Here is a 22,662-nt window from a genome sequence, read left to right on the forward strand (position 1 = left end):
ACAAATTGAATACTATGAAAAGTAAATATGTAATACTTGCATCAGCATTATTGATTTCAGTAGCTACTTTTGCTCAAAAAGATCAGATTAAAAGTGCTGAGAAAGCATTAAAAGGCGGAGATGCCCAAGGAGCACTTGCTATATTAAAAGATGCTGAAAATTTGGTAGTAAATGCCAAAGATGTAGAACAGGCCCAGTACTATTTTGTACAGGCTAATGCTTATTTGGATTTAGCAAATAAAAAAGTAGACGAGAGTAAAAACTTATCACTTGCTGCAGAGACTTATAAAAAGCTAATTGATGTTGAAAAAGCATCTGGAAAACAAAAGTATTCAACTCAGGCTGCCACTTCAATTACTGAAATTAAAGGGAAATTGATTAATTCTGCTATTGCAGATTCTCAGGCCAGTAAACATGCCGACGGTGCAAAAAAATTGTACGATGCTTATTTGTTGGATAAAAAGGATACAATCAATTTATATTATGCGGCTTCTACAGCAGTAAATGCTCAGGATTTTGATCTTGCTTTACCAATGTATGAAGAATTGAAAAAACTAAATTATTCAGGAAAAGGAACTAGTTATACAGCAGTAAATAAAATTTCAGGTAACGAAGATGGTTTTAATACTGCAAGCGAAAGAGATTTAGCCGTAAAATTAGGAACTCACGAAAAACCTAAAACAGAAGCTATTCCTTCTAAAAGAGGTGAAATTTATAAAAATTTAGCTTTGATTTTAGTTCAAAAAGGACGTAGCGAAGATGCTAAAAAAGCAATCGCCGATGCCAGAAAAGCGAATCCGGATGATAGTTCTTTGATTCTTAGTGAAGCTAACCTGTATTTAGAATCTAAAGATTATGAAACATACAAAAAATTAGTGGGTGAAGCTTTGGAAAAAGATCCAAAAAATGCTGATTTAGTTTTTAATTTAGGTGTTATTAGTGCAAACGCAAAGAACAATGCAGATGCTGAAAAATACTACTTAAAAGCTATCGAAATCAACCCAAACTATGCAAATGCTTATCTTAATCTTGCAGCTTTAAAATTAGAAGCTGAAAAGCCAATCATTGATGAGATGAATAAATTGGGTACTTCTGCAAAAGATATGAAGCGTTACGATGTGTTGAAAGCACAAAGAGAGAATGTTTTTAAAGGAGTAATTCCTTATCTTAAAAAAGCAAATGAATTAGACCCTAAAAACGAAGATGTTTCTAAAACATTATTAGGTGTTTACAAAGCGTTAGAAATGACTGCTGAAGCAAAAGCACTAAAAGCTACAATGTAATTCTGAAGAAATTTAGAAATAATAAAAAACCATCCCGTTCCAGAACGGGATGGTTTTTTTATGCTTAAAAGCTTTTTTTAGCTTACTAAAGTAGCTGAAAGTGTAATTGTGGTATTTAGCAATTTAGAAATCGGACATATTTCTTTTGCTTTGGCAGCTGTTTTTTCAAATTCTTCAGGAGAGATGTTCGGAACCTTTCCTTTTAAATCTAAATGAATCAGGGTTATGGTTCCGTCTTCAAAAGTTACTGTCGCTTCTGTATTTAAATCATCTGCTGTAAAACCTCCCTCATTCAATAAAAAACTTAATTGCATTGTAAAACAGCCGGAATGTGCTGCAGCGACAAGTTCTTCAGGATTTGTACCTACGCCATCTGCAAATCTGGTTTTAAATGATAATTGAGCTTTATCCAAAGTTGTACTTTGAGTACTGATAGTTCCTTTTCCTTCCATACCGGTTCCTTGCCAGTTGGCGTTTGCTTTTCTTGTAAATTTCATTTTTCGTTGTTATTAGGATTAATAATTGAATTTATTGATTATCAATAGATAATGTGGTTTATCAAATATAATCAATATTTTACAGAAACTTTTTCATGAAATTATAATACATTGTTAAGCTTTGGGTTGAAATGAGATAAATGTTGGGGTGGATTTTACCGCAAAGCACGCAAAGTTTTTTAATATACTGGAATTTAATAAAACGCAAAGTTCGCAAAGCTTTGTATTTAGCTTTGCGAACTTTGCGTAAACCTTTGTGCATTTTGCGGTAAAATGCGAACAGTATAAAAAAAACTGCAATGAATATCTCACTGCAGTTTCAGTATTTTAATTACTCCTGACCCAGGTTACGTAACTGTTTCAGTTTATCTTTCCAAAGTTCAAGACTTTCTTTGTGGATGGCAATATTTTTGCGTACTTCAAGAACAATTGAATTTTCTTTTTTAGCATTTTTAGTATTCGTAAAAAACTGAATATTATTCTCTAATTGGAAAATTTCATTTTGTACCTCTTCAATTTTACGCATTAAGAAAATCTTTTCGTTGTCTAATTTACGGGTATCGTTGCTGTCTGATAAAGAATCAATACGATTAGAGAAACGCATCATTTCGGTTTCTTTTTTACTCAAACTTAATTTTTCAAAAAGGGCATCCAGGATTTTATTGAATTTTCCTTCGATATGGCGTCTCGAAAAAGGCACTTTTCCATACCCTTTCCAGATTTCGATATGAGCTTTTATTGCATCCAGGTCCGTTTTGTGATCACCGGTAAGCTGATAAGCTCTTAAAATGTCCAGGTATGCTTTTTTATTATCAAAAGCAGCTACTTCATCGCCATTTTCTTCTGATTTATGCTCTTTTAATTTATCAAAATAATGGTTACAGGCATCTTTAAATTCTTTCCAGATTTTATCTGAATATTTCTTAGGTACGTGACCAATTTGTTTCCATTCTTCCTGAATTTGCTTCATGATTGGAGTAGTGGCACCAAAATCTGTACTTTCCTGTAATTCTTTGGCTTTTGCCACAAGAGCCATTTTTTTATTTAAATTGTCGTTCTGGTCTTTTTTAATGTCTTTATAAAATGAATTTTTAAAAGAATTAAAGTTTCTAACGGCAGTTTTAAAGGCAGCCCAGGTTTCTTCGTTAACTTCTGACGGCACTTTTCCGGCAGCAAAAAACTCATTTCTAAGTGCTTCTACTTTCTGAATTTGTACCAGCCATTGCGAGTGAGAACCTACTTTTTCAGTACCCAATACCTCTAATGTAGCAATGATCTGTTTTTTTACTTCAAGATTCTGTTGTTCATTTGCTCTTTGGCTTTCGAACAGCACCTCTCTTTTATCATGGATTTTTTTAGTCAGTTCGCTAAATTTATTCCAGATGGTGTCACGATGTTCTTTAGAAACTGGCCCGATATCTTCTTTCCAGATTCTGTGTAAATCCTGTAATTCACGGAACGATTTGCTAATGTCAGTTTCATTCACTAACTCTTCAACGCGTGCAATTATTTTTTGTTTCTGATCTAAATTGTATTTAAAATCTAAATCTCTTGCTTCACGGTCTAAGTGCAGATAATCGTAAAAATTTTCTACATGAAAGTGGTAGTTATTCCAAACGTGATTGTATTTGTCTTTTGGAATTGCTCCGGCATTTTTCCATCTTTCTCTTAAATCATTAAAATGTTTAAGGGTATCTTTAATGTTTTCCTGCGGGTTTATAAGTTCTTTAAGTTCTTCAACTATGGCAAGTCTGTTTTCCAGATTTGATTTTAGATTTGTTTGCAAATGCTTGAAATGGGCATTTCTTTTTTCTCTAAAAACATTATAATATTCGTCAAATTTAGATTTAAGCGGAGAATGATATTCGAATTCTTCATTCGGATCTTGTTTGGAAGCATTAAATTCTTCTTTTTTCTCTTCTATAAGGTGATTGTATTGTAATAAAAATGACTTTTTAATTTCCTCTATGTGGTCTTTTACAGACATTACTTTATCTGTGTTGATCAATTTTTTAAGCTCATCAACAAGCGCATCCAAAGAGAAAGTATCGTAATCCTGCATAGGAATGTCATGACGCTCTTTTAGCGTTTCATCTTCACTTTCTTCGGCATTCGAATTTGTTATGGCATCTAATGCTGTCTGATGATTGGTTTCTGTAGCCTCTGCTGTCTCTTCTGCTTCATTTGCTGTAGTTGAAGCTGTATTTTCAGTAGCTGTTTCAGACTCCGCTGTTTCAGGTGCATTATCTTGTGCAGAATCGCTAATTTCGATTTCTAATTTTCCGTCTGCTTCCTGCAGGTTATCATTCTTTTCTTCTAACATCTTAAATGTATAAGGTTTTTATTTTAAACAGAGCGAAAGATAGTAAAGGTGTTTCTAAATACAAAATAAATCGTTTGTTTATACGCTATTTTAAGATGAAATTCCTATTTGTTCAAAGAATTTAGGAATATGATATCGATTTTTTTGCTGATTTTTTAAAATAAATTTAAATTCTGAATTATTATAATTTTTAGAAAAATGAAATCAATATAATAGTATTAAGAGTGGTTTTGTAGTTTTATTTCGATTTAAAAAAGAATCAAAACCCCGGCTTCAATTCCGTAATTGTATGTTTTTTCACGGCCAAAAGCAATACTGGGATGAATATAAGCCATGTTATTTGGCGTAATTTTTCTGCCCAATTCTACGAAAGCATTATTGGGATAACCTTTGTTTGTTGCATTATATCTGAAGGCAACATCGGCAGCGATCCAGTTTTTTCCAAGAATATACATAAAGTAATTTTCAAGCGCTGTGGTATTGATATCATTTCGATTATCTGATCCGGCAAAACTCATTTGATTTTCTAAAGAGGCAATCCAAAGTACTTTTTTTTCTTTTATGTAAGCGCCATAAAATATCGCAGGAGCAAAGACCCATTTACCGGTTCCTAAAGCTGGATCTGAAGCTGAGTTTGAAATGATCCTGGCTCTAAAAGCAAGCCCTTTGCTATTTTCTAAATAGGGAATGTAACTTATACCAACACCAATATCACCAATTCCGGTTGTATTGACAGAAGTTGTATTGGAAGATATGAAAGGCAGGTCTGCCCTTAAATTCCAGGCTTTGTTAGCAATAGGATGTAAGAAACGGAGCTCAGTAGTGTTATATGATCCTGAGTCAGTATCTAAGTACTCATTAAAGAGTAAAATAGTTTTTAAATAGTAATGATACCTCGCCTCAGTATATGGATTTTTTTTAGGCTCTAAATTATCCTGAGCTTTTGCTGAAAAAGTAATTAAAAAGATTACTAAATAAAAAAGCTGTGATATATTCATAACTGCTTATTAATGAGTAGTCTAAAATACAAAAAAAAATACACTAAATTTTAGTGTATTTTTTAATTGATTTTATTTATTCCAGATTTTCCATGCCTTTTCTGCCTGAAAAATAAGCATATCATAACCATTTTTTATTACAGCGCCTCTTTCTTTGGCGTTTTTTAAAAATTGGGTTTCTGCAGGATTATATATTAAATCGTATGCAATATGTTTCTCTGTAAAAAACTCATAAGGAAGATCAGGACAGGCTTCGATATTTGGACTTGTTCCAACAGGCGTACAATTAATGATAATTTGAAAATTATCAAAAGTCGTAGCGTTGATTAGATTGTAATCGATGATGTTTTCTTTGGCTTCTCTGGAAACGAAAGTATATAGGATTCCCAGCTCGTCAAGAGCAAAAGCAACGCCTTTTGATGCACCTCCGGTGCCCAAAATAAGTGCTTTTTTGTGATGTGGTTCTAATAATGGCTCTAATGATTTTTTGAAACCATAATAATCAGTATTGTATCCTTTTAATTTCCCGTTTTTGGTAAATTTAATGGTGTTTACAGCGCCAATTAAAGCTGCTTTTTTTGAAAGTTTATCTAAGAAGGGGATGACCTGCTCTTTGTAAGGAATGGTTACATTTAATCCTTTTAAATCAGGATTGTTTTTAAGCAACCCTGTTAAATGGTTAATATCTGCAATGTCAAAATTTTCGTAGCTGTTACCGGCAAAAACTTCATCGCTAAATTTTTCTGTAAAATATCCTTTCGAAAATGAGTAACTAATATTACGGCCTAACAAGCCAAAACGTCTTCTTAAAATATCAATCATTATTGTTTTCTGTGTTTTTCAATATAATTTTTAACCGTTTTTTTTGACCATACGACCGGGAATAAATCTTCGATTAAAATGTAATTATCGAAGTTTAAACGCAAACCGTTGCTTAAATGAAATTTAGCTTTGGTAGTGTCCTGAATCATGAAATACAAACCTGCCAAACGATATTCGATTTCGTTTTCTTCCGGAAAATATTCAGAAGCTTGCAATAGGGTTTGAATAGCACTTTCGAATTCACCTAAAAACTGAAGAATGTCAACCCAAAACAACCAGGTGTCCAGAGCATAATCTCCAAATTCTACTGCTTTTCTATAACCAAATTCAGCTTCTTCAAAAAAGTTCATTTGTTTGTTAATGGTGGCATAACGCTTCCAGTACAAACGATTTTGATTGTCGATAGCTAATGCCTTATTGACAAAAAACAGGGCTTTTTGAAAGTTTTTTTGACGAACATAAAAATCAGTAATGGCAATCCATCCTTTATCTAAAAGCGGATCTTCGTGTACCGTTTGATTGTAATATTGTAAGGCTTTGGCCGAATTGCCCAGTTTTTCGTAACATTTTCCAATACGCAACAGGGCGTAAGAGGTGGCATCGTCTAACTCGATAGTTCGGTTGTAGCTTTCAATAGCTTCACCGTATTTTTTTAAACGCTCGTATGCTTTTGCTTTTTCCATGAAAGCGCCTAAAAACTCATCGTCGATCAGGGTGGCGTAATCAAAAGCGCGAATCGCATTTTCATATTCTTTTACGCCATAATGCAGGCGGCCAAGCTGATGCCAGGCAATCTCGCTGTATGGGTTTTTGTTGATGTAATCGTTAAGATAAACAATGGCTTCCTGGTTTTGATCTAAAAATTCAAAACAATACACCACGTTATATAAGGCAGACTGATCTTCTAAATCTTCTTCAAGACATTTGATAAAACTGTCTTTTGCCATCTCAAGGTTATCCATAAAAAGATATTCCATTCCAATTAAGTTGTACACGTCAGCGTAGTCATCTGTATATTGCAGGGCAATTTTAAGCAATTCTACCGCTTTTTCGTGTTGGTCTCTTTTAGAACAAATATTTGCTTTTTGGATATAAATTTCCTCGTTATTAGGTTCGATTGCATATAACTCGTTTAAGAGTTTCTCGGCGATTTCCAGTTTGTCGTCGTAAACCAGCATTTCTACTTGTACTAATTTTAAGCCCGTAGATTTTGGGTGCTGGTCTAATGCAAGTTTCAAGGCTTTTTTTGCTAAATTAGCCTTGCCTATGTCTAAATAATGAAGAATAATTTCTTCAAATTCTTCAGAATCAAAAAAGAGTACTTTGTTAGTTTTTAACATCGACTCAAATTTGGATAGGGATAGGTTATAATCTTCTTCTTCGTTGCTTAATTGCATACTGTCTTTATTTGAAATTAGCCTGTTATAAATTTAGGCAACCATATTATTGTTGTGAGGAATGAAAATTAATTGTTGTGAACAATTTAATTAACAATATGGACAGAATTTCTTTTCTGTTTTTAGTAATTAATCTTAGATATATCGAGATTAATTGGATTATTTTAAACTTCTTTTTCTTTTTTCAAAATTTCATCCATAACGTTTAAAATTATGGCACAACCTTCTTTTATTTCTTCTTTAGAAATGGTCAATGGTGGTGTTATTCTAATTGCGCATCCTTCAAACAACAACCAGAATAAAATGAGCCCTTTGTCCTGGCAGTTTAAAATGACCTGATTGGTTATTTCTGCGGTTTCGGTCATAGCGGCAAGCATTAATCCTTTTCCTCTAACTTCCTTTATCAAAGGATGTACCAAAAGCGATCTGAAGAGTTTTTCCTTGTCTAAAGCTTCCTGCATTAAATTTGTCTCAGTTAATTCCTGCAAAGTAGCCAGACATGCTGACGCAATGACAGGATGACCTCCAAAAGTGGTAATATGGCCCAGTTTAGGGTTTTCGGTCAGGAGATCCATTTTTTCAGCCGAAGCTGTAAAAGCACCAACGGGCATTCCGCCACCCATTCCTTTTCCCATAACTACAATATCCGGAACTACGTCATAGTTTTGGAAGCCAAATAGTTTTCCGGTTCTTCCAAATCCGGGTTGAATTTCATCGACTATCATTAGAGCTCCAACCTCATCGCAACGTTTACGTACTTTTTGCAGAAAATTATCGTGAGGCTGAATAAATCCGGCACCTCCCTGAATTGTTTCTAAAAGTATCGCTGCTGTTCTGGTGGTTATTTTTTGTAAGTCGTCTTCGTTATTGAAGGTAATAAAATCAACATCGGGAAGTAATGGACGAAAGGCTTGTTTACGCTCTTCAAAACCCATAACACTCATGGACCCCATAGTGTTACCATGATAAGCGTTATGACAGGAAATAAGCTGACTGCGTCCTGTTGTTCGTTTGGCCAGTTTCAATGCACCTTCAATAGCTTCAGTACCTGAATTGACTAAGTATGTTTTGTTTAAAGATTCCGGAAGGAGTGAAGCCAGTAATTTACAATATTGTACGGCCGGGCTTTGTGAATACTCGCCATAAACCATGACATGGGAATATTTGTCTAACTGATCCTTGATGGCCTGATTCACTCTCGGGTGCTGATGCCCGAGTGTACATGCCGAAACTCCGGCTACAAAATCTAAATATTTTTTATCGTTTGTGTCGTAAATATAGGATCCAATGGCGTGTGAAACTTCCATTCCCAAAGGATATGGAGAAGTTTGCGCCTGGTATTTTATAAAATCTGAATTCACTGTTGTTTATTTTAAAAATTTCAGGTTTAAGGTTTCAGGCTGACTGAAAAACAGGACTGAAAACTATTTTTTAGTTTTAGTTTTTGCTTTAACTGCGGGTGCCTTTTTATCGTAATTCAGGGTTTCTTCTCTCACTTTCATTGGAGCGTCTTTGTCTTTGGCTTCCTGATCTTTTCCTTCCTGAACTAATTTATCATTAAGTTCATTGTCTTCGGCGGTAAAAATATCATCTTTTGATTTTATCCGTTCATCTCCCCGCCAGCGTAATCCTTTTAGTTTACGGGCATTTTCTGGTAAATCGGCCTCAGGATATACATCACCGTCTACCTTATTAAAAAAGGTAATGGTTTGAATGTCATTATTTTCTAAAATAAGATTGATTTTACTACTTACATTTTTGTTGATTCCGATGAGTTCATTGTCGTCATTCCGCATATAGTAAACGACTTCGGTATTTTTAATAACGTCGACGTCATGTAGCTTTCCATCCTTGAATTTGCCAAATAAATTGAGTCCTTTTACCTGATTATAACCAGTTCCGAGAGTATCCCGCGAGACTATAAAAGTGTTGTTGAGGACTTTTAAGGAATCGAGTTTTTTGGTCGTGTTATCGCCAATTAAGTGCATAAGGTCTCCGGTAATTTGGCTTTCACCATTCCATAAAATTGGATTTCCAATCAGTTTTGTTAAAGCAGTTTTTGAATTCGAATGTATCGAATCGCATTTTCCGCTCATGTCTATTTTATAAAAACGGACATTTTTATAGGCCCTCAAAATGCGTTCGCCTTCTTTTCCGGTAACCATTAATTTCTGACCGTGAATGTAAACCGAATCTTTTTCAACAAGATTTATGGCTACCGCTCTTTTTGTTACAAACATGGAATCTTTTAGTTTGTAGATCTCGGCATAATGTCCTTTTACGATTCCGCGATTGATAGAATCTGTGATTTTTACATTTCGGGTTGCCGAGGCAAACTCGATATTACGGTTATAATATAAACTGTCTCCTTCTATAAGCCGGTCATCGTATTTGATATACGATCTTCTTAGAAAATGCGCCAGGTTTTTCTTGGTATCGTAAAATCCTTTTTCGGTATAGATATAATTAGCTTTACTGGTAATGGTCGATGGACCAAACAAATAGGTGTGTCCGGAATTGCTGTAATAATCTAAATGATTTGATTTTATAACATATTTTGGATTGGTAATCGTGACTTCTGTCAGGAATTGAAATTTTTTCTCTTCTACAAAATACCTGCCGGATTTACTTACTAATGTGTTGTCTTTATTGACAATTGTACCTTTTGTATTGTAAAATACCTGTTGAACATTTCGGTCAAAATTAATGGTATCTGTTTGTAAAGTAGCATCTGGAGAACTCATCACAGCATCTCCGGTTGCAAAAGCTTTTTTTAAATCGCCACTATATTCAGCGTATTTACTATTCAAAAACAAAGTATCACCTTGTACTAATTGTACATTTCCAAAAGCTTTAAGGTAATTTTCTTTTTGAAAAAAATAAGCTTTGTTACAAGTTAGTACAACACCATCATGACTTAATTTTACATTTCCGGTTAAAAGCAATCCATCCGGTACTAGAGCCTGATTAACTTCTGCAAAGTCCGTTTTCTCAAGTACGATTTGTTTTGTTTTTGTTTTGGGCGCTTGTGCAAAAATGAATTGTACGCTTAATAAAAGCAAACAATAAGATATGAAAAACAGTGATTTCTTCAATTGATTAAATTTTTGTCAAATTTATGAAAAAGGTTACAACCTTTACGGATATTAAGATTTATTTATACGTCAAATGACAGACGGCTGCAGATAATAATTTGAAATTTAATTTATCAACAAAATCAGGTACTCTTTCGTTGTAGTTTAATTTTCTAAAGTACAATTTTGCCAAAAATGATTTTAGTTTCTTTTGCATTTAAAATTTATCCTAAATTTAGAAAATGGTTTCTGAATTATGGATCGGCTCTTTAATTCAGAAAAGAATTAGTTTATAAAATGAATATGATAAATAAAAAAGTTTTTGTTGCAGGATTGGCTGTAGCCATGCTGTCCGGGGCATGTAAAACCAAAGATTTAAAAATGAATACAATTAAAGAAGAAGCTGCTGCTGAAAAGAAAGTGGTAGTGTATCAGGTTTTTACCCGTTTGTTCGGAAATAAAAATACTACCAACAAACCCTGGGGGACAATTGAAGAAAATGGTGTTGGAAAATTTAATGATTTTACAGATAAAGCGCTTCATGAAATTAAAGATTTAGGGGTAACGTATATTTGGTATACAGGGGTTCCGCATCATGCCTTGGTTCGGGACTATAAAGCTTACGGAATTTCTGATGACGATCCGGAAGTGGTAAAAGGTCGTGCCGGCTCCCCTTATGCTGTAAAGGATTATTATAATGTAACCCCTGATCTGGCTGTAAATCCAGCAAACCGATTACAGGAATTTGAAGCTTTGATAGCAAGAACGCACAAGGCAGATTTAAAATTAATTATTGATATTGTACCCAATCACATTGCAAGAAAGTATGAAGGTTTAAATAATCCCGAAGGTGTAAAAGATTTTGGAGCTGATGATGATGTGAACCTGGAGTATAAGAGAGATAATAATTTCTATTATATTCCAAAAGTACACTTTGAAATTCCGGATGGTGATATTCCTCTAAACGGAGAGAAAAATCCTCTTGTTGACGGGGTCTTTGATGAAAATCCGGCAAAATGGACAGGAAACGGATCCCGAAAGGTAAAACCGGATCAAAATGACTGGTACGAGACAGTAAAAGTAAATTATGGAATTCGTCCTGACGGTTCTAAAGATTTTCCGGAACTTCCGGCTGGATTTGATCAAAAATCGTATCAGGAGCATTTTGCTTTCTGGCAGGATAAGGATGTACCTGATTCCTGGAAGAAATTCAAATCGATAGCTTTGTATTGGATTGCAAAAGGTGTTGACGGATTTCGTTATGATATGGCAGAGATGGTTCCGTATGAGTTTTGGAGTTATATGAATTCTGCTGTCAAAATGAAAAACCCAAGTGCTTTTTTACTGGCAGAAGTATATAATCCAAATGAATACCGTAATTATATTCGTTTAGGAAAAATGGATTACTTGTATGATAAAGTAGAAACCTATGATAAGTTAAAGGATGTTATTCGCGGAAAATCATCTCCGGACGGGTTGTCTGATATTCAAAAAGGAATGTCGGATATAGAACATAATATGCTTCATTTTTTGGACAATCATGATGAGCAACGTTTGGCAAGTCCTGAATTTGCGGGAACTCCTGAACGCGGGAAACCTTTAATGGTAGTTTCGACAACCATTAGTACATCGCCAACAATGGTTTATTTTGGACAAGAAGAAGGAGAGGCGGGAAATGAAAATGCTGGTTTTGGCAGTCGTTCCAGAACTTCAATTTTTGATTACATTGGCGTTCCAAATCATCAACGCTGGATGAATGAAGGAAAGTTTGATGGAGGACAACTGTCTGAATCTGAAAAAAACCTTCGTGATTTTTATAAACGATTACTAAATTTTGCGATCAATAGTTCGGCATTAATGGGAAGTTTTGAAGAAATACAAAGTGCAAACCGTCAAAATAATGCGGGTTACGATGCATTGCTTTATTCCTATGTTCGTTGGTCTGAAAATCAAAAATTGGTCGTTGTTGTGAATTTTTCTTCTGAGAAAACAAGTGATTTTGAGTTGAAAATTCCTGCTGATGTGATCTCAAAATGGAATCTGAAAGATGGTGAATATACACTTACGGATCAATTGTATCAAAAGAGCTCAGTGAAGTTAAAAGTAGAGAATGGAACAGGAATGTCGAGAATAAAAATACGGCCTTCAGAATCGTTTATTTATGAATTGAAATAAGGATTGCCGGTTTATAAGTCATATTTGATTTGGTTCGCAATGTAAAAATGAAAATAGACGAAAAAAAAAGCTGATACTTAATTTGTATCAGCTTTTTGTTTTTATACTTTTTTGACTTTCTTCAAAGCCGCTATATAGTTTTCGTTTACTTTTTCCCAATTGATATGTTCATAAAAGGCATCAATATAACTTCCTTTTCTATTTTGATAATCGAGATAATAAGCATGTTCCCATAAATCGATTCCTAATATTGGTGTACCGGGAATCAGAGCGTTTTTCATTAAAGGATTGTCCTGGTTTTCTGTGGTTGTAACTTGCAGTTTTCCGTATCTGTCTACAACTAACCAAACCCAGCCTGAGCCAAACTGTTTTTCTGCCTGACCTTTAAATTGCGTGGTAAGATTATTAAAAGAACCAAATTCTTTATTTATAGAGCCTGCCAGAGTATCTGATGGAGTTTGTTCTTTTGGAGTCAGAATATTGAAATAAAGCGTATGATTGTAATATCCACCGGCATTTTGACGAAGTTTAGCATTGCTAAGATCCATTTTTTTCAGGATGTCTTCAATAGGTGAATTCTCAAATTCAGTATTTAGGATTTCTTTGTTGAAATTATTCGTATACGTTAAATAGTGTTTCGAATAATGCGTTTCTAAAGTAAGGGTTTTTATCGCCGGAGCCAAACCATCGTATGCAAAAGGTAATTTTGTCATCTCAAAAGAACCCGGATCTGCTTTTACATCATTTGGTGAACCAATGGTTATTTTTTCTTCTTTGGTTGGTAAAGGAACTTCTACTACTTCAGTTAGCTTATTGTTGTCATTACAAGAAAATAATAGAAAAAATGAAGCTAAAATGCTGAAACGAACAATGTTTTTCTTCATAATAGTAGTTATTTTATTGTTAGTGAATTAATGATTTCAATATAACATTCTTTGGCCTCATCTACCGATATATGACTAATTTGCATCCAGGCATTTGTTTTGAAAGCATTTCTTAAGTCAAAATTTTCAGATTGATTGTATATAGCTGTTCCAAAAGTTGCTTGTTTATAATATGCATAAAGTCTTAGCTGCACATCTTGTGGCAGCGAGGCCTGAGTCATTTTTAGAGCGTTTTCAACAGCCTCAGTAAAACGAGTATCTAAATCTTTTTCGATCATTAAGCTTTTGTAGCGATGATGGTTTTTCCACCAATTGCTTTTTGGTTTAATACTACATTAATAGGAGTACCTAAAGGTAAAAATAAATCTACTCTTGAACCAAATTTTATAAAACCGGCATCTGTACCTTGTACCACCTGCATGCCTTCTTTTGCGTAATTTACAATTCTGCGGGCTAATGCACCTGCAATTTGTCTGTATAATATCTGTCCGAAACTCTCGTTTTCAATTACTACAGTAGTTCTTTCGTTTTCTTCGCTTGCTTTTGGATGCCAGGCTACTAAGAATTTCCCGGGATGATATTTGCTGAATTTTATAATTCCGTCCATAGCGTAACGAGTTACGTGCACATTGATTGGCGACATAAAGATTGAAACTTGTAAACGTTTATCTTTAAAAAACTCACCTTCATAAACTTCTTCAATAACAACTACTTTTCCGTCAACAGGGGCAAGAATCTGATCGCTGTTTCTGATCGCAATTCTTTTAGGATTTCTAAAAAATTGTAGAATAATAACCAATACAACCAGGCCGGCAATTTGAACGAGCATTCTTAGCCAGGTAATATCAATAAATTTGTCAGCAATTAATAATACGGCTACCGCAAATACAGTACCTAATAAAATGGATGGGCCTCCTTCTTTATGAAACATAATATAAAATTTGATAAAATAAAAATATAATTGGTGCTACAAATATAACACTATCTAGTCGATCTAGGATACCACCATGTCCGGGCATGATAGAACCGCTGTCTTTTACTCCGGCAATTCTTTTAAATTTTGATTCGATCAGGTCACCAATCGTTCCAAAAACACTTACAATTAGAGCAATAATAGTCCATATTAAAATAGATTTACCGCTAAAAGCCGGATTGGGCTGAATGTAAAGTTTTGAAATTAGAAAACCCGCAAAGGCAGCAAATACTGCTCCGCCCAGAAAACCTTCTATTGTTTTTTTAGGAGATACACGTTCAAATAGCTTATGTTTTCCGATGGATTTTCCAACAAGATAAGCAAAGGTGTCGTTTGTCCAGATCAGGATAAACAACCCAAGAATGATTTTGGGATTGTAATTATTAGTTCCGAATGAAATTTTTACAATAAAAATAAACGGAAGAGTAATGTATCCTAAAAGATATAAATACTTAGAGGAAATACTTATTTTTTGAACAGAGTCATAAAAAAGAAATAAAATACATTTGATAGATACCACTATAGTCACAGCCAAAAGTACCAGATCCAGTTGCTGGATATTAATTTCGAAATCAAAATTTGACTGAAACAAATTGTTTAGATACGAAGTTGTTTGTTTATTGTAGTGGCTAACCAGTATTGTCACCGAATATAATAAAGTCCCAAACAAAATCGAAAAGATTTTATTGAGGTTTACTAAGTTGGAAAATTCATAGATTGTAATAATTAGAAAAATACCAAAAAGAATAATAAAGCTTTCAGTAGAAAACAGAATAGATGTTAGTAGTAAAGCAATATAAACAGCACCAGAAATGGTCCTCTTGAGTGTTTCATTCATCTTAAAGGTCTTCTAAGAGCAATAAATATAAATTTTTGGCAACGCTTCCGTATTGCGTAAAATCTTCTTCTTTTGCTTTTTCGAAATATTTTATTGTGGTGATATTAGTTGGGTAATCTCTTTCGTATTTGCGTTTAATGGCACTAAGGCCGTCGCTTTTTATAGAAAGAATCTGGCTTGTTGTAGCTATTATAACAATATTTGCCGGTAATTCGTTGGGTTTGTCTTGTCTGATTTGTTTTGATGAAAATAAAATAGAACCTTCATCGGCAATTAAATTCTCGCAGGTAGCAAGCAGGAATTTTGGATTTCTGGGAGAAATGTATAGTAATTTATTTTCTTCCAATAAACTGAAAAGGGCAGGTTCATAACATAAAACTTCGTTTTCGAACCAATCGTTTTCTTCCAGGATGTTTTCAAATTGTTCTGCAACTTCTTGTTTGTTTTCACAATACAAAAATTTCCCGCCATTTTTCTTAAAGTTAAAAATGAATCTTTCGTCTATAGAAAGATGACTATCCTGAATTGGATTTCCTCCATATTGGCTTTCATTCTCTTCATCAGAAGCGGCATCGCTGGAACCAAATATTTTTTTGAAAAAATTCATTTTATATGAAATACTTTACATGTTAATTGAAAACGTTCAAAGATAAAAAAATCTTAATTCAAAAGGCTATTTTGAATTAAGATTTTAAAAAATATTACATATTTGCTGAATAATTTACGAAACCACTTCTTCTAAATTTTTATCAAAAGTACGTTTTCCGAAAATATTTTCTAAGTCATCTTTAAAAATAACTTCTTTTTCTATTAATATATCAGCAAGTTGATTTAGCTTGTCTTTATTCTCTTCTAAAATTTGAATAGCTCTTTTGTATTGGCCTTCAATTAATTCTGAAATTTCTTTGTCGATGATTTTTGCTGTTTCATCAGAATATGGTTTAGAGAAATTGTATTCGCTTTGTCCTGTTGAATCATAATAAGTAACATTACCTATTTTTTCATTCAATCCGTATATCGTTACCATAGCACGGGCCTGACGGGTAACTTTTTCTAAATCGCTTAAAGCACCGGTTGATATTCTGTCAAAAGTTACTTTTTCAGCAGCTCTTCCGCCCATGGTAGCACACATTTCGTCTAACATTTGATCTGTTCTCACGATTTGTCTTTCTTCCGGTAAATACCATGCAGCTCCTAAACTTTGTCCACGAGGTACGATGGTTACTTTAATAAGCGGTGCAGCGTGCTCTAACATCCAGCTTACAGTTGCGTGACCAGCTTCGTGAATAGCAATTGCTCTTTTTTCATCCGGAGTGATGATTTTATTTTTCTTTTCAAGACCGCCAATAATTCTGTCAACGGCATCAAGGAAATCTTGTCTGTCAACTGCAGTCTTGTTGTTACGGGCAGCAATTAAAGCGGCTTCGTTACAAACGTTGGCAATGTCAGCACCAGAGAACCCCGGAGTTTGCTTGGCTAAGAAATCAAGGTCAAGACCTTCTACTTTTTTGATAGGAGCTAAGTGAACTGCAAATATTTCAGCTCTTTCGCGAATATCCGGCAAGTCAACAAAAATTTGTCTGTCAAAACGACCCGCACGCATTAATGCTTTGTCCAGAACATCAGCTCTGTTGGTTGCAGCCAGAACAATGACATTAGAATTTGTACCAAAACCATCCATTTCTGTCAGCAATTGGTTCAAAGTATTTTCTCTTTCGTCGTTTCCGCCTGACATATTGCTTTTTCCTCTTGCTCTACCAACAGCATCAATTTCGTCGATGAAGATAATAGCAGGGGATTTTTCTTTAGCTTGTTTGAATAAGTCACGAACACGTGAAGCACCAACACCTACGAACATCTCTACGAAATCAGAACCTGACAAAGAGAAAAACGGTACCTGGGCTTCACCTGCAACAGCTTTAGCCAATAATGTTTTACCAGTTCCAGGAGGTCCTACCAGTAGTGCTCCTTTAGGGATTTTACCTCCTAAATTGGTGTATTTTTCCGGGTTCTTAAGGAATTCTACAATTTCCTGTATTTCTTCTTTTGCGCCTTCTAAACCTGCAACATCTTTAAATGTTGTTTTGATGTCTGTTTTTTCATCAAACAATTTAGCTTTAGATTTTCCTATGTTGAAAATTTGTCCGCCACCGCCACCAGCGCCACCTGACATTTTACGCATAATGAAAATCCATACTCCAATAATGATGATGATTGGAAGAAGACTAATTAGGATGTCGCTCCAATTATTTTTCTGCAGGAAATTAAAATCTTTCAGTTTGCCTTCGCCAACTGCTTTCTCTAATTTAGTTTGAAAAATTTGATCGTTACCAATCTCTAAAGTATAATGAGGGCCTTTGTTAGGTCTTTCAAAAATATCTTTAGCTACTTTTTTATTGGCAGCATCTTTAAGAGCCGCAGCGTTTAAATATACTTCAGCCTCAGCTTTATTATAAACGATTACTTTTTCAATTTGCCCTTTTTCTAATAATACATTGAATTTAGAAGAAGTTAATTGAGCAGGTTCGCTTAAGTTAGATCCTCCGGTTGCAAAGCTTATAAATAAAAAAACTAAAAGTATTGCAGTATAGATTAACCAGGGACTTATTTTAAATTTACTCGGATTTGGATTATTATCTTTAGCCATTAGAAAAATTTTCTTTAGTATTTGTTTTCGATTGTAGTTATTTTGGCATCACCCCAAAGGCTCTCGATATTATAGTATTCACGAATGTGTTTCTGGAAAACATGTACCACAATATGCACATAATCCATTAGGACCCATTCTGCATTATCGGTTCCTTCTACGTGCCAGGGTTTATCTTTAAGATCTTTTGATACAGTTTTTTGAATGGAGTTTACTATGGCGTTAACTTGTGTATTTGAACTTCCGTTGCAGATAACAAAATAGTCGCAAACAGCAGTGTCAATCTCTCTTAAGTCAAGAATATCGATATCATTTCCTTTTACTTCTTCAATTCCTTTGATTATGTTCGCCAATAGAACATCATTATTAATAGTCTTTTTCGCCATGAATTATTTTATATGAATTTGTAAAGTTACCAAAATTTGTGATTATTTTTGAACCTTAACAAAATATTAAATTAAGTTATTTAAATTATTTAGATGAAACTAATCAAACTCGATGCCATAGATTCGACAAACGACTTTCTTAAAGCATTGTCAAGTCAGGAAGAACTTGATAATTTTACTGTGGTAACAGCTGAAAATCAGACAAAAGGCAAAGGTCAAATGGGAGCGAAGTGGCAGTCAGAGTCAGGTAAAAACTTAATTATGAGTGTCTTGGTAAAGGATTTCGTTTTTGATCACGAACAGGTTTTTAACCTAAGCATAATCATTTCTTTAAGTGTGATTGATGCCTTAAAAACTTTAAATATTCCTGATTTAAGTATAAAATGGCCTAACGACATTATGTCATACACCAAAAAAATAGGTGGCATACTAATCGAAAATACCTTAAAAAGTGATGGCAGGATCGTGTCAGTAGCTGGATTGGGACTGAATGTCAATCAGACTAATTTTGACGAATTGCCAAATGCGTCATCTTTGGCAGTGATTTGTAAAACTCAATTTGATAAAAATGCTTTGCCCTTGTTAATTATCGAAAAAATACAAGAGAAAATCCAGTCCTGGGAAAAGAATTCAGCTGATTTATGGGATGAATATTTTAATTCATTATTTCGAAAAGGAGTTCCAATGCCTTTTAAAAACCTGCAGCATCAAAACTTCATGGGAATCATTCAGGGGGTTTCTCCTGTAGGGAAAATTCAAATTTTGCTAGAAGACGATTCTGTTTCAGAATTCGATATCAAAGAAGTTCAGATGCTTTATTAGGGGAGGGGCAAAGGGTTATAAGGTGCAAAAGGTTCAAAGGTTCAAAGGTACAAAGGTTCAAAGGTACAAAGGTACAAAGGTACAAAGTTACAAAGGTTCAAAGGGTTAAAGGTTCAAAGGGTTAAAGGTGCAAGGGGGCAAAGGTGCAAGGGTTGAAAGGTTTGCTACTAGGATATTGGTTTTTTTTTCTTTTTCTCATCCTGAGATATTAACGGTCACAAAAAAAACTGTTTTGGTTTTTTTGGTCTTTGCTGGGCTTCGAGTGCAATTCTTCGTGCCTCAGCATGAATTGTTTGCAGGTTGCAGCAGGATAAGAAACTTTGTGTTTTCGTGCTAATCAAAAAAAAACCTGATCGTGAAAATCAGGCTTTTTTTATAGTTAAGGATTAACAATTTTCCATTGATAATTAATTATAGCTTGGTCATGTTATTAGCCAAAGTTTCAATAAACTTGCTAATTGGTCCTTTGATCATCATGGCCATCATAGCGTTGAATTCGCCTTCAAAGAATAATTGAACTGCACTTTCTGAATCAGAAAGACTATCAATATTTGACGTTAAAGTAAATGGAAGCTTATCGCTTGCTGCTCCCAACACAATTTTGTTTGGGGCTGCTTTTTCTTTCATTTTAAGTTTTATTTCCGGCATACCTTTCAGTCCAAAAATAAAAGCGTCTTCGCCAATTACTTCAAATTTAGCAATATTGTCAGGCATTAATTTCTCGAAATTCTTTACATCAGTCAATAAATCAAATAAATCCTGAGCTGATTTCTGAACAGTAACTTTTGGACTTTCTAAGTTCATATATTATTTTTTTATTTTATAATTTAACCGCAAAGGGCGCTTTTTTTATTTACTGATGTTTATAAACACAAAATTGTATATCCGGAAATTCCAAATTTCAGGAAGCTGCAATCTAAAATTACTCCTCTTCCTGACCCCAGGTAGTCGGACTCTCGTTCCATTCTAGCAGGGTAGATTGTTGCTCTTCAGTAATATATAGTTTCTGAACTGCGAGATCTAATAGGTTTTCGTAATTGCTAAGCGTATACAAATCGATATTGGCGTTTTTAAAGTTTTCTTCGGCAACATTAAAACCATAGGTAAAAATTGCTGCCATCCCTTTAATATTAGCCCCTTCATTGCGTAAAGCTTCAACAGCCAATAAACTACTGTTTCCGGTACTAATTAAATCTTCAACAACTACAACATTTTGTCCTTTTTGTAAAAAACCTTCGACCTGATTTTGTCTTCCGTGTTTTTTTGCTTCCGGGCGTACGTAAACGAAAGGTAATCCAAGGCTTTCGGCAACAAGAATCCCAATTCCAATAGCTCCAGTGGCAACACCGGCAATAACATCCGGTTTTCCAAATTGTTTTTCAATGTTCTTTGCGAATTCATCACGAACGTAGTTTCGGATGCTCGGAAATGAAAGAATTAACCTATTATCACAGTAAATAGGAGATTTCCAACCTGAAGCCCATGTAAAAGGATTTTCGGGATTCAATTTAATTGCATTTATTTGCAAAAGCAATTCGGCTGTTTTTTCGGCAGTATCTTTATTAAAAATCATAGTACAAATGTATAAAGTTTTTGTGAACGACAAACCACTTTTTTTGACAAATGAAATCTCAAAAGAGACTAATTTTCAATTATTCCTGTTAGAGAGTATTGATATTGAGCAGCTTATAGTGAAAATATTTCAAAATAAAATTCAAAAAGCTTATTTATATCATCCTGACGAAAAGGAAATTATGAAGACCCTAAAAGCCAAGATTCCTGTAAGTAAAGCGGGAGGAGGCTTTGTGTACAATAAAAAAGGGGAAGTTTTATTTATCTTTAGAAACGGAAAATGGGACTTACCAAAAGGCGGAATTGAAAAAGGGGAGGAAATTGAAGCTACTGCAATGCGCGAAGTCGAAGAAGAAACGGGCGTAAACCAACTCCGAATTACGAATAAACTCCAAAAAACATATCACGTTTTTAAACGTAACGGAAAATACAAGCTTAAAATCACGCATTGGTTCGAAATGCAATCTGATTTTGAAGGTACTCCGCAAGGCCAAATCGAAGAAGGCATCGAAAAAGTAGCCTGGCTAAACCCGGAACAAATAAAAGAAGCCCTGAAAAACTCTTACGAAAATATAAAATTGTTGTTTGAAGAAGAGAATCAATTGCAATAACAATTTCAAAAAGCAATAACGTAGTGCAACGCACTACGAATTAAATCAAAAGTGGGAATTGCCCTGAAAGGGCAAGAGAAAAATTAAGAATAAAGATTCAAAGAAAAAAGGTGTTTTCCCGGAGAGCATTATGTAAAAAATGGTAAACGTGCTTTTTGAAATGAGGCTTTTGCCCTTACAGGGCTTAAAATTATCATCGTTTTTCATTCATAGTGCTTCGCACCATGCTATTGCTAAGGCTCTTTCAGAGCAACAGGTTTCGAACGCTTATGATTTCAAATCTACGCTATCGGGCTTGTATAATTTTTGATTTTTAACTATTTCATGTCTCAAAAATCGTACTTTTGTTTAGATAACAAATTATTTAGATTGTATCGTACACAGCAATAATGTTTTTTACAAATTGGTTGTTGTGAACCTTAATATTATCTTTGACTTATGAGCACACTTACAAAATCAAACCATATAGGGCGAAAAATTAGCCGTATTCGTGAACTTAGAGACATGAAACAAGAAGCTTTGGCACAAGCTATGGGAACAAACCAACAGACTATATCTGCCCTTGAAAACAGCGAAACTATCAGCGAGGAAAAACTTGTTGAAGTAGCAAAAGCTTTGGGAGTAAGTGTTGAAGCCCTTAAAAATTTTTCAGACGAAGCTGCAATTAATTATTTTAATAATTTCTATGATAATAGTGGTAGTCAAGGTTCGTTTTCGCATGGACCAGTATTTACTTTTAATCCGTTAGACAAATTAATTGAGGCTTACGAAGAAAATAAAAAACTTTACGAACGTTTAGTTCAGGCAGAAAAAGACAAAGTTGAGTTTTTGCAAAATATATTGAAGGATAGATAGCCTTTTATACATTATACAATTTAAAAAGCCTAATAAATAATTTTTATTAGGCTTTTATATTTTGTAGTTTCCGCTAGCGGGGGAGCTCCACTTCAATATCCCGTAAAGAGAATCAAAACAAATATATTTGGAAGGAAATATAGAGACGAGTACGAAATCGTGGGACTCTTCGCACGTCAATTGCGGAAGCTTAGTGGAGCGGGGTTGAAAGCCCTAAAAAGCAATAGCGTAGTGCAACGCACTACGAATTAAATTAAAAGTGGGAATTGCCCTGAAAGGGCAAGAGAAAAATTGAGAATAAAGATTCAAAGAAAAAAGGTGTTTTTCAGGAGAGCATTATTTAAAAAATGGTAAGCGTGCTTTTTGAAATGAGGCTTTCGCCCTTACAGGGCTTAAAATTATCATCGTTTTTCATTCATAGTGCTTCGCACCATGCTATTGCTAAGGCTCTTTCAGAGCAACAGGTTTCGAACGCTTGTGATTTCAAACCAGCTTTACGAAGTGT

At 34.4% G+C, this 22,662-nt stretch carries 21 protein-coding genes; 5 read left to right on the forward strand and 16 right to left on the reverse strand.

Annotated elements, in window-relative coordinates; genetic code table 11:
- Positions 1–14: 14 nt before the first annotated feature.
- Complete coding sequence (locus tag ACHRWY_RS27185) at positions 15–1,283, forward strand: tetratricopeptide repeat protein (protein ID WP_395359098.1); 1,269 nt, start codon at positions 15–17, stop codon at positions 1,281–1,283.
- A 77-nt stretch (positions 1,284–1,360) separates the two neighbouring features.
- Here ACHRWY_RS27185 and ACHRWY_RS27190 read toward each other — a convergent pair whose 3' ends face one another.
- The 7 genes from ACHRWY_RS27190 to ACHRWY_RS27220 form a co-directional block, all read right to left on the reverse strand.
- On the reverse strand, positions 1,361–1,780 hold the full coding sequence (locus ACHRWY_RS27190; RefSeq protein ID WP_395359100.1) for an OsmC family protein: 420 nt from the start codon (positions 1,778–1,780) through the stop codon (positions 1,361–1,363).
- A gap of 331 nt (positions 1,781–2,111) precedes the next feature.
- Complete coding sequence (locus ACHRWY_RS27195; RefSeq protein WP_395359102.1) at positions 2,112–4,103, reverse strand: DUF349 domain-containing protein; 1,992 nt, start codon at positions 4,101–4,103, stop codon at positions 2,112–2,114.
- Between the two features lie 248 nt (positions 4,104–4,351).
- Positions 4,352–5,101 (reverse strand): lipid A phosphoethanolamine transferase, encoded by a 750-nt coding sequence (locus tag ACHRWY_RS27200; RefSeq protein ID WP_395359104.1) that lies wholly within the window; start codon positions 5,099–5,101, stop codon positions 4,352–4,354.
- Positions 5,102–5,173: 72 nt separating this feature from the next.
- Entirely contained in the window at positions 5,174–5,923 is a 750-nt protein-coding gene (locus ACHRWY_RS27205; RefSeq protein ID WP_199000126.1) for a shikimate dehydrogenase, read from the reverse strand.
- The gene (locus tag ACHRWY_RS27210; protein WP_395359106.1) at positions 5,923–7,320 is read right to left on the reverse strand and encodes a tetratricopeptide repeat protein; all 1,398 of its coding nucleotides are present in this window, start codon (positions 7,318–7,320) and stop codon (positions 5,923–5,925) included. The genes ACHRWY_RS27205 and ACHRWY_RS27210 overlap by 1 nt, the downstream gene beginning before the upstream one ends.
- Before the next feature lie 164 nt (positions 7,321–7,484).
- Positions 7,485–8,681 carry an aspartate aminotransferase family protein gene (locus tag ACHRWY_RS27215; protein ID WP_395359108.1) on the reverse strand — a complete coding sequence of 399 codons (1,197 nt, stop codon included), beginning with the start codon at positions 8,679–8,681 and terminating at the stop codon, positions 7,485–7,487.
- A 63-nt stretch (positions 8,682–8,744) separates the two neighbouring features.
- Positions 8,745–10,415, reverse strand: coding sequence for an OstA-like protein (locus ACHRWY_RS27220; RefSeq protein ID WP_395359110.1), 1,671 nt, complete (start codon positions 10,413–10,415; stop codon positions 8,745–8,747).
- A 282-nt stretch (positions 10,416–10,697) separates the two neighbouring features.
- Between ACHRWY_RS27220 and ACHRWY_RS27225 the strand changes: the two genes are divergently transcribed.
- Positions 10,698–12,569 (forward strand): alpha-amylase family glycosyl hydrolase, encoded by a 1,872-nt coding sequence (locus tag ACHRWY_RS27225; RefSeq protein WP_395359112.1) that lies wholly within the window; start codon positions 10,698–10,700, stop codon positions 12,567–12,569.
- A gap of 101 nt (positions 12,570–12,670) precedes the next feature.
- Here ACHRWY_RS27225 and ACHRWY_RS27230 read toward each other — a convergent pair whose 3' ends face one another.
- The 7 genes from ACHRWY_RS27230 to rsfS all read right to left on the reverse strand — a co-directional run bounded on the left by ACHRWY_RS27230 (position 12,671) and on the right by rsfS (position 18,297).
- Positions 12,671–13,453, reverse strand: a complete 783-nt coding sequence (locus ACHRWY_RS27230; protein WP_395359114.1) for a superoxide dismutase — start codon at positions 13,451–13,453, stop codon at positions 12,671–12,673.
- A gap of 8 nt (positions 13,454–13,461) precedes the next feature.
- A complete protein-coding gene (locus ACHRWY_RS27235; protein ID WP_395359116.1) occupies positions 13,462–13,731 on the reverse strand; it encodes an acyl-CoA-binding protein in 270 nt (89 codons plus the stop codon).
- Complete coding sequence (locus ACHRWY_RS27240) at positions 13,731–14,384, reverse strand: phosphatidylserine decarboxylase family protein (RefSeq protein ID WP_395359118.1); 654 nt, start codon at positions 14,382–14,384, stop codon at positions 13,731–13,733. The genes ACHRWY_RS27235 and ACHRWY_RS27240 overlap by 1 nt, the downstream gene beginning before the upstream one ends.
- Positions 14,374–15,264: a phosphatidate cytidylyltransferase gene (locus tag ACHRWY_RS27245; protein ID WP_395359120.1), complete on the reverse strand. Its 891-nt coding sequence runs from the start codon at positions 15,262–15,264 to the stop codon at positions 14,374–14,376. The genes ACHRWY_RS27240 and ACHRWY_RS27245 overlap by 11 nt, the downstream gene beginning before the upstream one ends.
- A 1-nt stretch (position 15,265) precedes the next feature.
- A complete protein-coding gene (locus tag ACHRWY_RS27250; protein WP_395359122.1) occupies positions 15,266–15,871 on the reverse strand; it encodes a lactate utilization protein B/C in 606 nt (201 codons plus the stop codon).
- A 114-nt stretch (positions 15,872–15,985) separates the two neighbouring features.
- On the reverse strand, positions 15,986–17,911 hold the full coding sequence (ftsH, locus tag ACHRWY_RS27255) for an ATP-dependent zinc metalloprotease FtsH (RefSeq protein ID WP_395359124.1): 1,926 nt from the start codon (positions 17,909–17,911) through the stop codon (positions 15,986–15,988).
- Positions 17,912–17,925: 14 nt separating this feature from the next.
- Complete coding sequence (gene rsfS / locus ACHRWY_RS27260) at positions 17,926–18,297, reverse strand: ribosome silencing factor (protein ID WP_007809313.1); 372 nt, start codon at positions 18,295–18,297, stop codon at positions 17,926–17,928.
- A gap of 93 nt (positions 18,298–18,390) precedes the next feature.
- Between rsfS and ACHRWY_RS27265 the strand changes: the two genes are divergently transcribed.
- Positions 18,391–19,119 carry a biotin--[acetyl-CoA-carboxylase] ligase gene (locus ACHRWY_RS27265; protein ID WP_395359127.1) on the forward strand — a complete coding sequence of 243 codons (729 nt, stop codon included), beginning with the start codon at positions 18,391–18,393 and terminating at the stop codon, positions 19,117–19,119.
- Positions 19,120–19,530: 411 nt separating this feature from the next.
- On the opposite strand, the gene ACHRWY_RS27270 is transcribed toward ACHRWY_RS27265, so the two are convergent.
- A complete protein-coding gene (locus tag ACHRWY_RS27270) occupies positions 19,531–19,923 on the reverse strand; it encodes an SRPBCC family protein (protein ID WP_395359129.1) in 393 nt (130 codons plus the stop codon).
- Between the two features lie 118 nt (positions 19,924–20,041).
- On the reverse strand, positions 20,042–20,692 hold the full coding sequence (pyrE, locus tag ACHRWY_RS27275; RefSeq protein WP_395359131.1) for an orotate phosphoribosyltransferase: 651 nt from the start codon (positions 20,690–20,692) through the stop codon (positions 20,042–20,044).
- A gap of 7 nt (positions 20,693–20,699) precedes the next feature.
- Here pyrE and ACHRWY_RS27280 point away from each other — a divergent pair, with 7 nt between their 5' ends.
- Entirely contained in the window at positions 20,700–21,302 is a 603-nt protein-coding gene (locus ACHRWY_RS27280; RefSeq protein WP_395359133.1) for an NUDIX hydrolase, read from the forward strand.
- 438 nt (positions 21,303–21,740) lie between these two features.
- A complete protein-coding gene (locus ACHRWY_RS27285; RefSeq protein ID WP_395359135.1) occupies positions 21,741–22,157 on the forward strand; it encodes a helix-turn-helix domain-containing protein in 417 nt (138 codons plus the stop codon).
- Positions 22,158–22,662 lie beyond the last annotated feature (505 nt).

Origin of the sequence: Flavobacterium sp. FlaQc-48 (assembly GCF_044007335.1) — a bacterium.
Taxonomy (GTDB): Bacteria; Bacteroidota; Bacteroidia; order Flavobacteriales; family Flavobacteriaceae; genus Flavobacterium.

Bases quoted from the DNA above. Each gene is read 5' to 3' on its own strand.
- ftsH (WP_395359124.1), bottom strand. From the start codon at position 17,911: ATGGCTAAAGATAATAATCCAAATCCGAGTAAATTTAAAATAAGTCCC.
- ACHRWY_RS27190 (WP_395359100.1), bottom strand. From the start codon at position 1,780: ATGAAATTTACAAGAAAAGCAAACGCCAACTGGCAAGGAACCGGTATG.
- ACHRWY_RS27195 (WP_395359102.1), bottom strand. From the start codon at position 4,103: ATGTTAGAAGAAAAGAATGATAACCTGCAGGAAGCAGACGGAAAATTA.
- ACHRWY_RS27245 (WP_395359120.1), bottom strand. From the start codon at position 15,264: ATGAATGAAACACTCAAGAGGACCATTTCTGGTGCTGTTTATATTGCT.
- ACHRWY_RS27185 (WP_395359098.1), top strand. From the start codon at position 15: ATGAAAAGTAAATATGTAATACTTGCATCAGCATTATTGATTTCAGTA.
- ACHRWY_RS27285 (WP_395359135.1), top strand. From the start codon at position 21,741: ATGAGCACACTTACAAAATCAAACCATATAGGGCGAAAAATTAGCCGT.
- ACHRWY_RS27250 (WP_395359122.1), bottom strand. From the start codon at position 15,871: ATGAATTTTTTCAAAAAAATATTTGGTTCCAGCGATGCCGCTTCTGAT.
- ACHRWY_RS27205 (WP_199000126.1), bottom strand. From the start codon at position 5,923: ATGATTGATATTTTAAGAAGACGTTTTGGCTTGTTAGGCCGTAATATT.
- ACHRWY_RS27280 (WP_395359133.1), top strand. From the start codon at position 20,700: ATGTATAAAGTTTTTGTGAACGACAAACCACTTTTTTTGACAAATGAA.
- rsfS (WP_007809313.1), bottom strand. From the start codon at position 18,297: ATGGCGAAAAAGACTATTAATAATGATGTTCTATTGGCGAACATAATC.
- ACHRWY_RS27230 (WP_395359114.1), bottom strand. From the start codon at position 13,453: ATGAAGAAAAACATTGTTCGTTTCAGCATTTTAGCTTCATTTTTTCTA.
- pyrE (WP_395359131.1), bottom strand. From the start codon at position 20,692: ATGATTTTTAATAAAGATACTGCCGAAAAAACAGCCGAATTGCTTTTG.
- ACHRWY_RS27200 (WP_395359104.1), bottom strand. From the start codon at position 5,101: ATGAATATATCACAGCTTTTTTATTTAGTAATCTTTTTAATTACTTTT.
- ACHRWY_RS27240 (WP_395359118.1), bottom strand. From the start codon at position 14,384: ATGTTTCATAAAGAAGGAGGCCCATCCATTTTATTAGGTACTGTATTT.
- ACHRWY_RS27225 (WP_395359112.1), top strand. From the start codon at position 10,698: ATGATAAATAAAAAAGTTTTTGTTGCAGGATTGGCTGTAGCCATGCTG.
- ACHRWY_RS27265 (WP_395359127.1), top strand. From the start codon at position 18,391: ATGAAACTAATCAAACTCGATGCCATAGATTCGACAAACGACTTTCTT.
- ACHRWY_RS27270 (WP_395359129.1), bottom strand. From the start codon at position 19,923: ATGAACTTAGAAAGTCCAAAAGTTACTGTTCAGAAATCAGCTCAGGAT.
- ACHRWY_RS27210 (WP_395359106.1), bottom strand. From the start codon at position 7,320: ATGCAATTAAGCAACGAAGAAGAAGATTATAACCTATCCCTATCCAAA.
- ACHRWY_RS27235 (WP_395359116.1), bottom strand. From the start codon at position 13,731: ATGATCGAAAAAGATTTAGATACTCGTTTTACTGAGGCTGTTGAAAAC.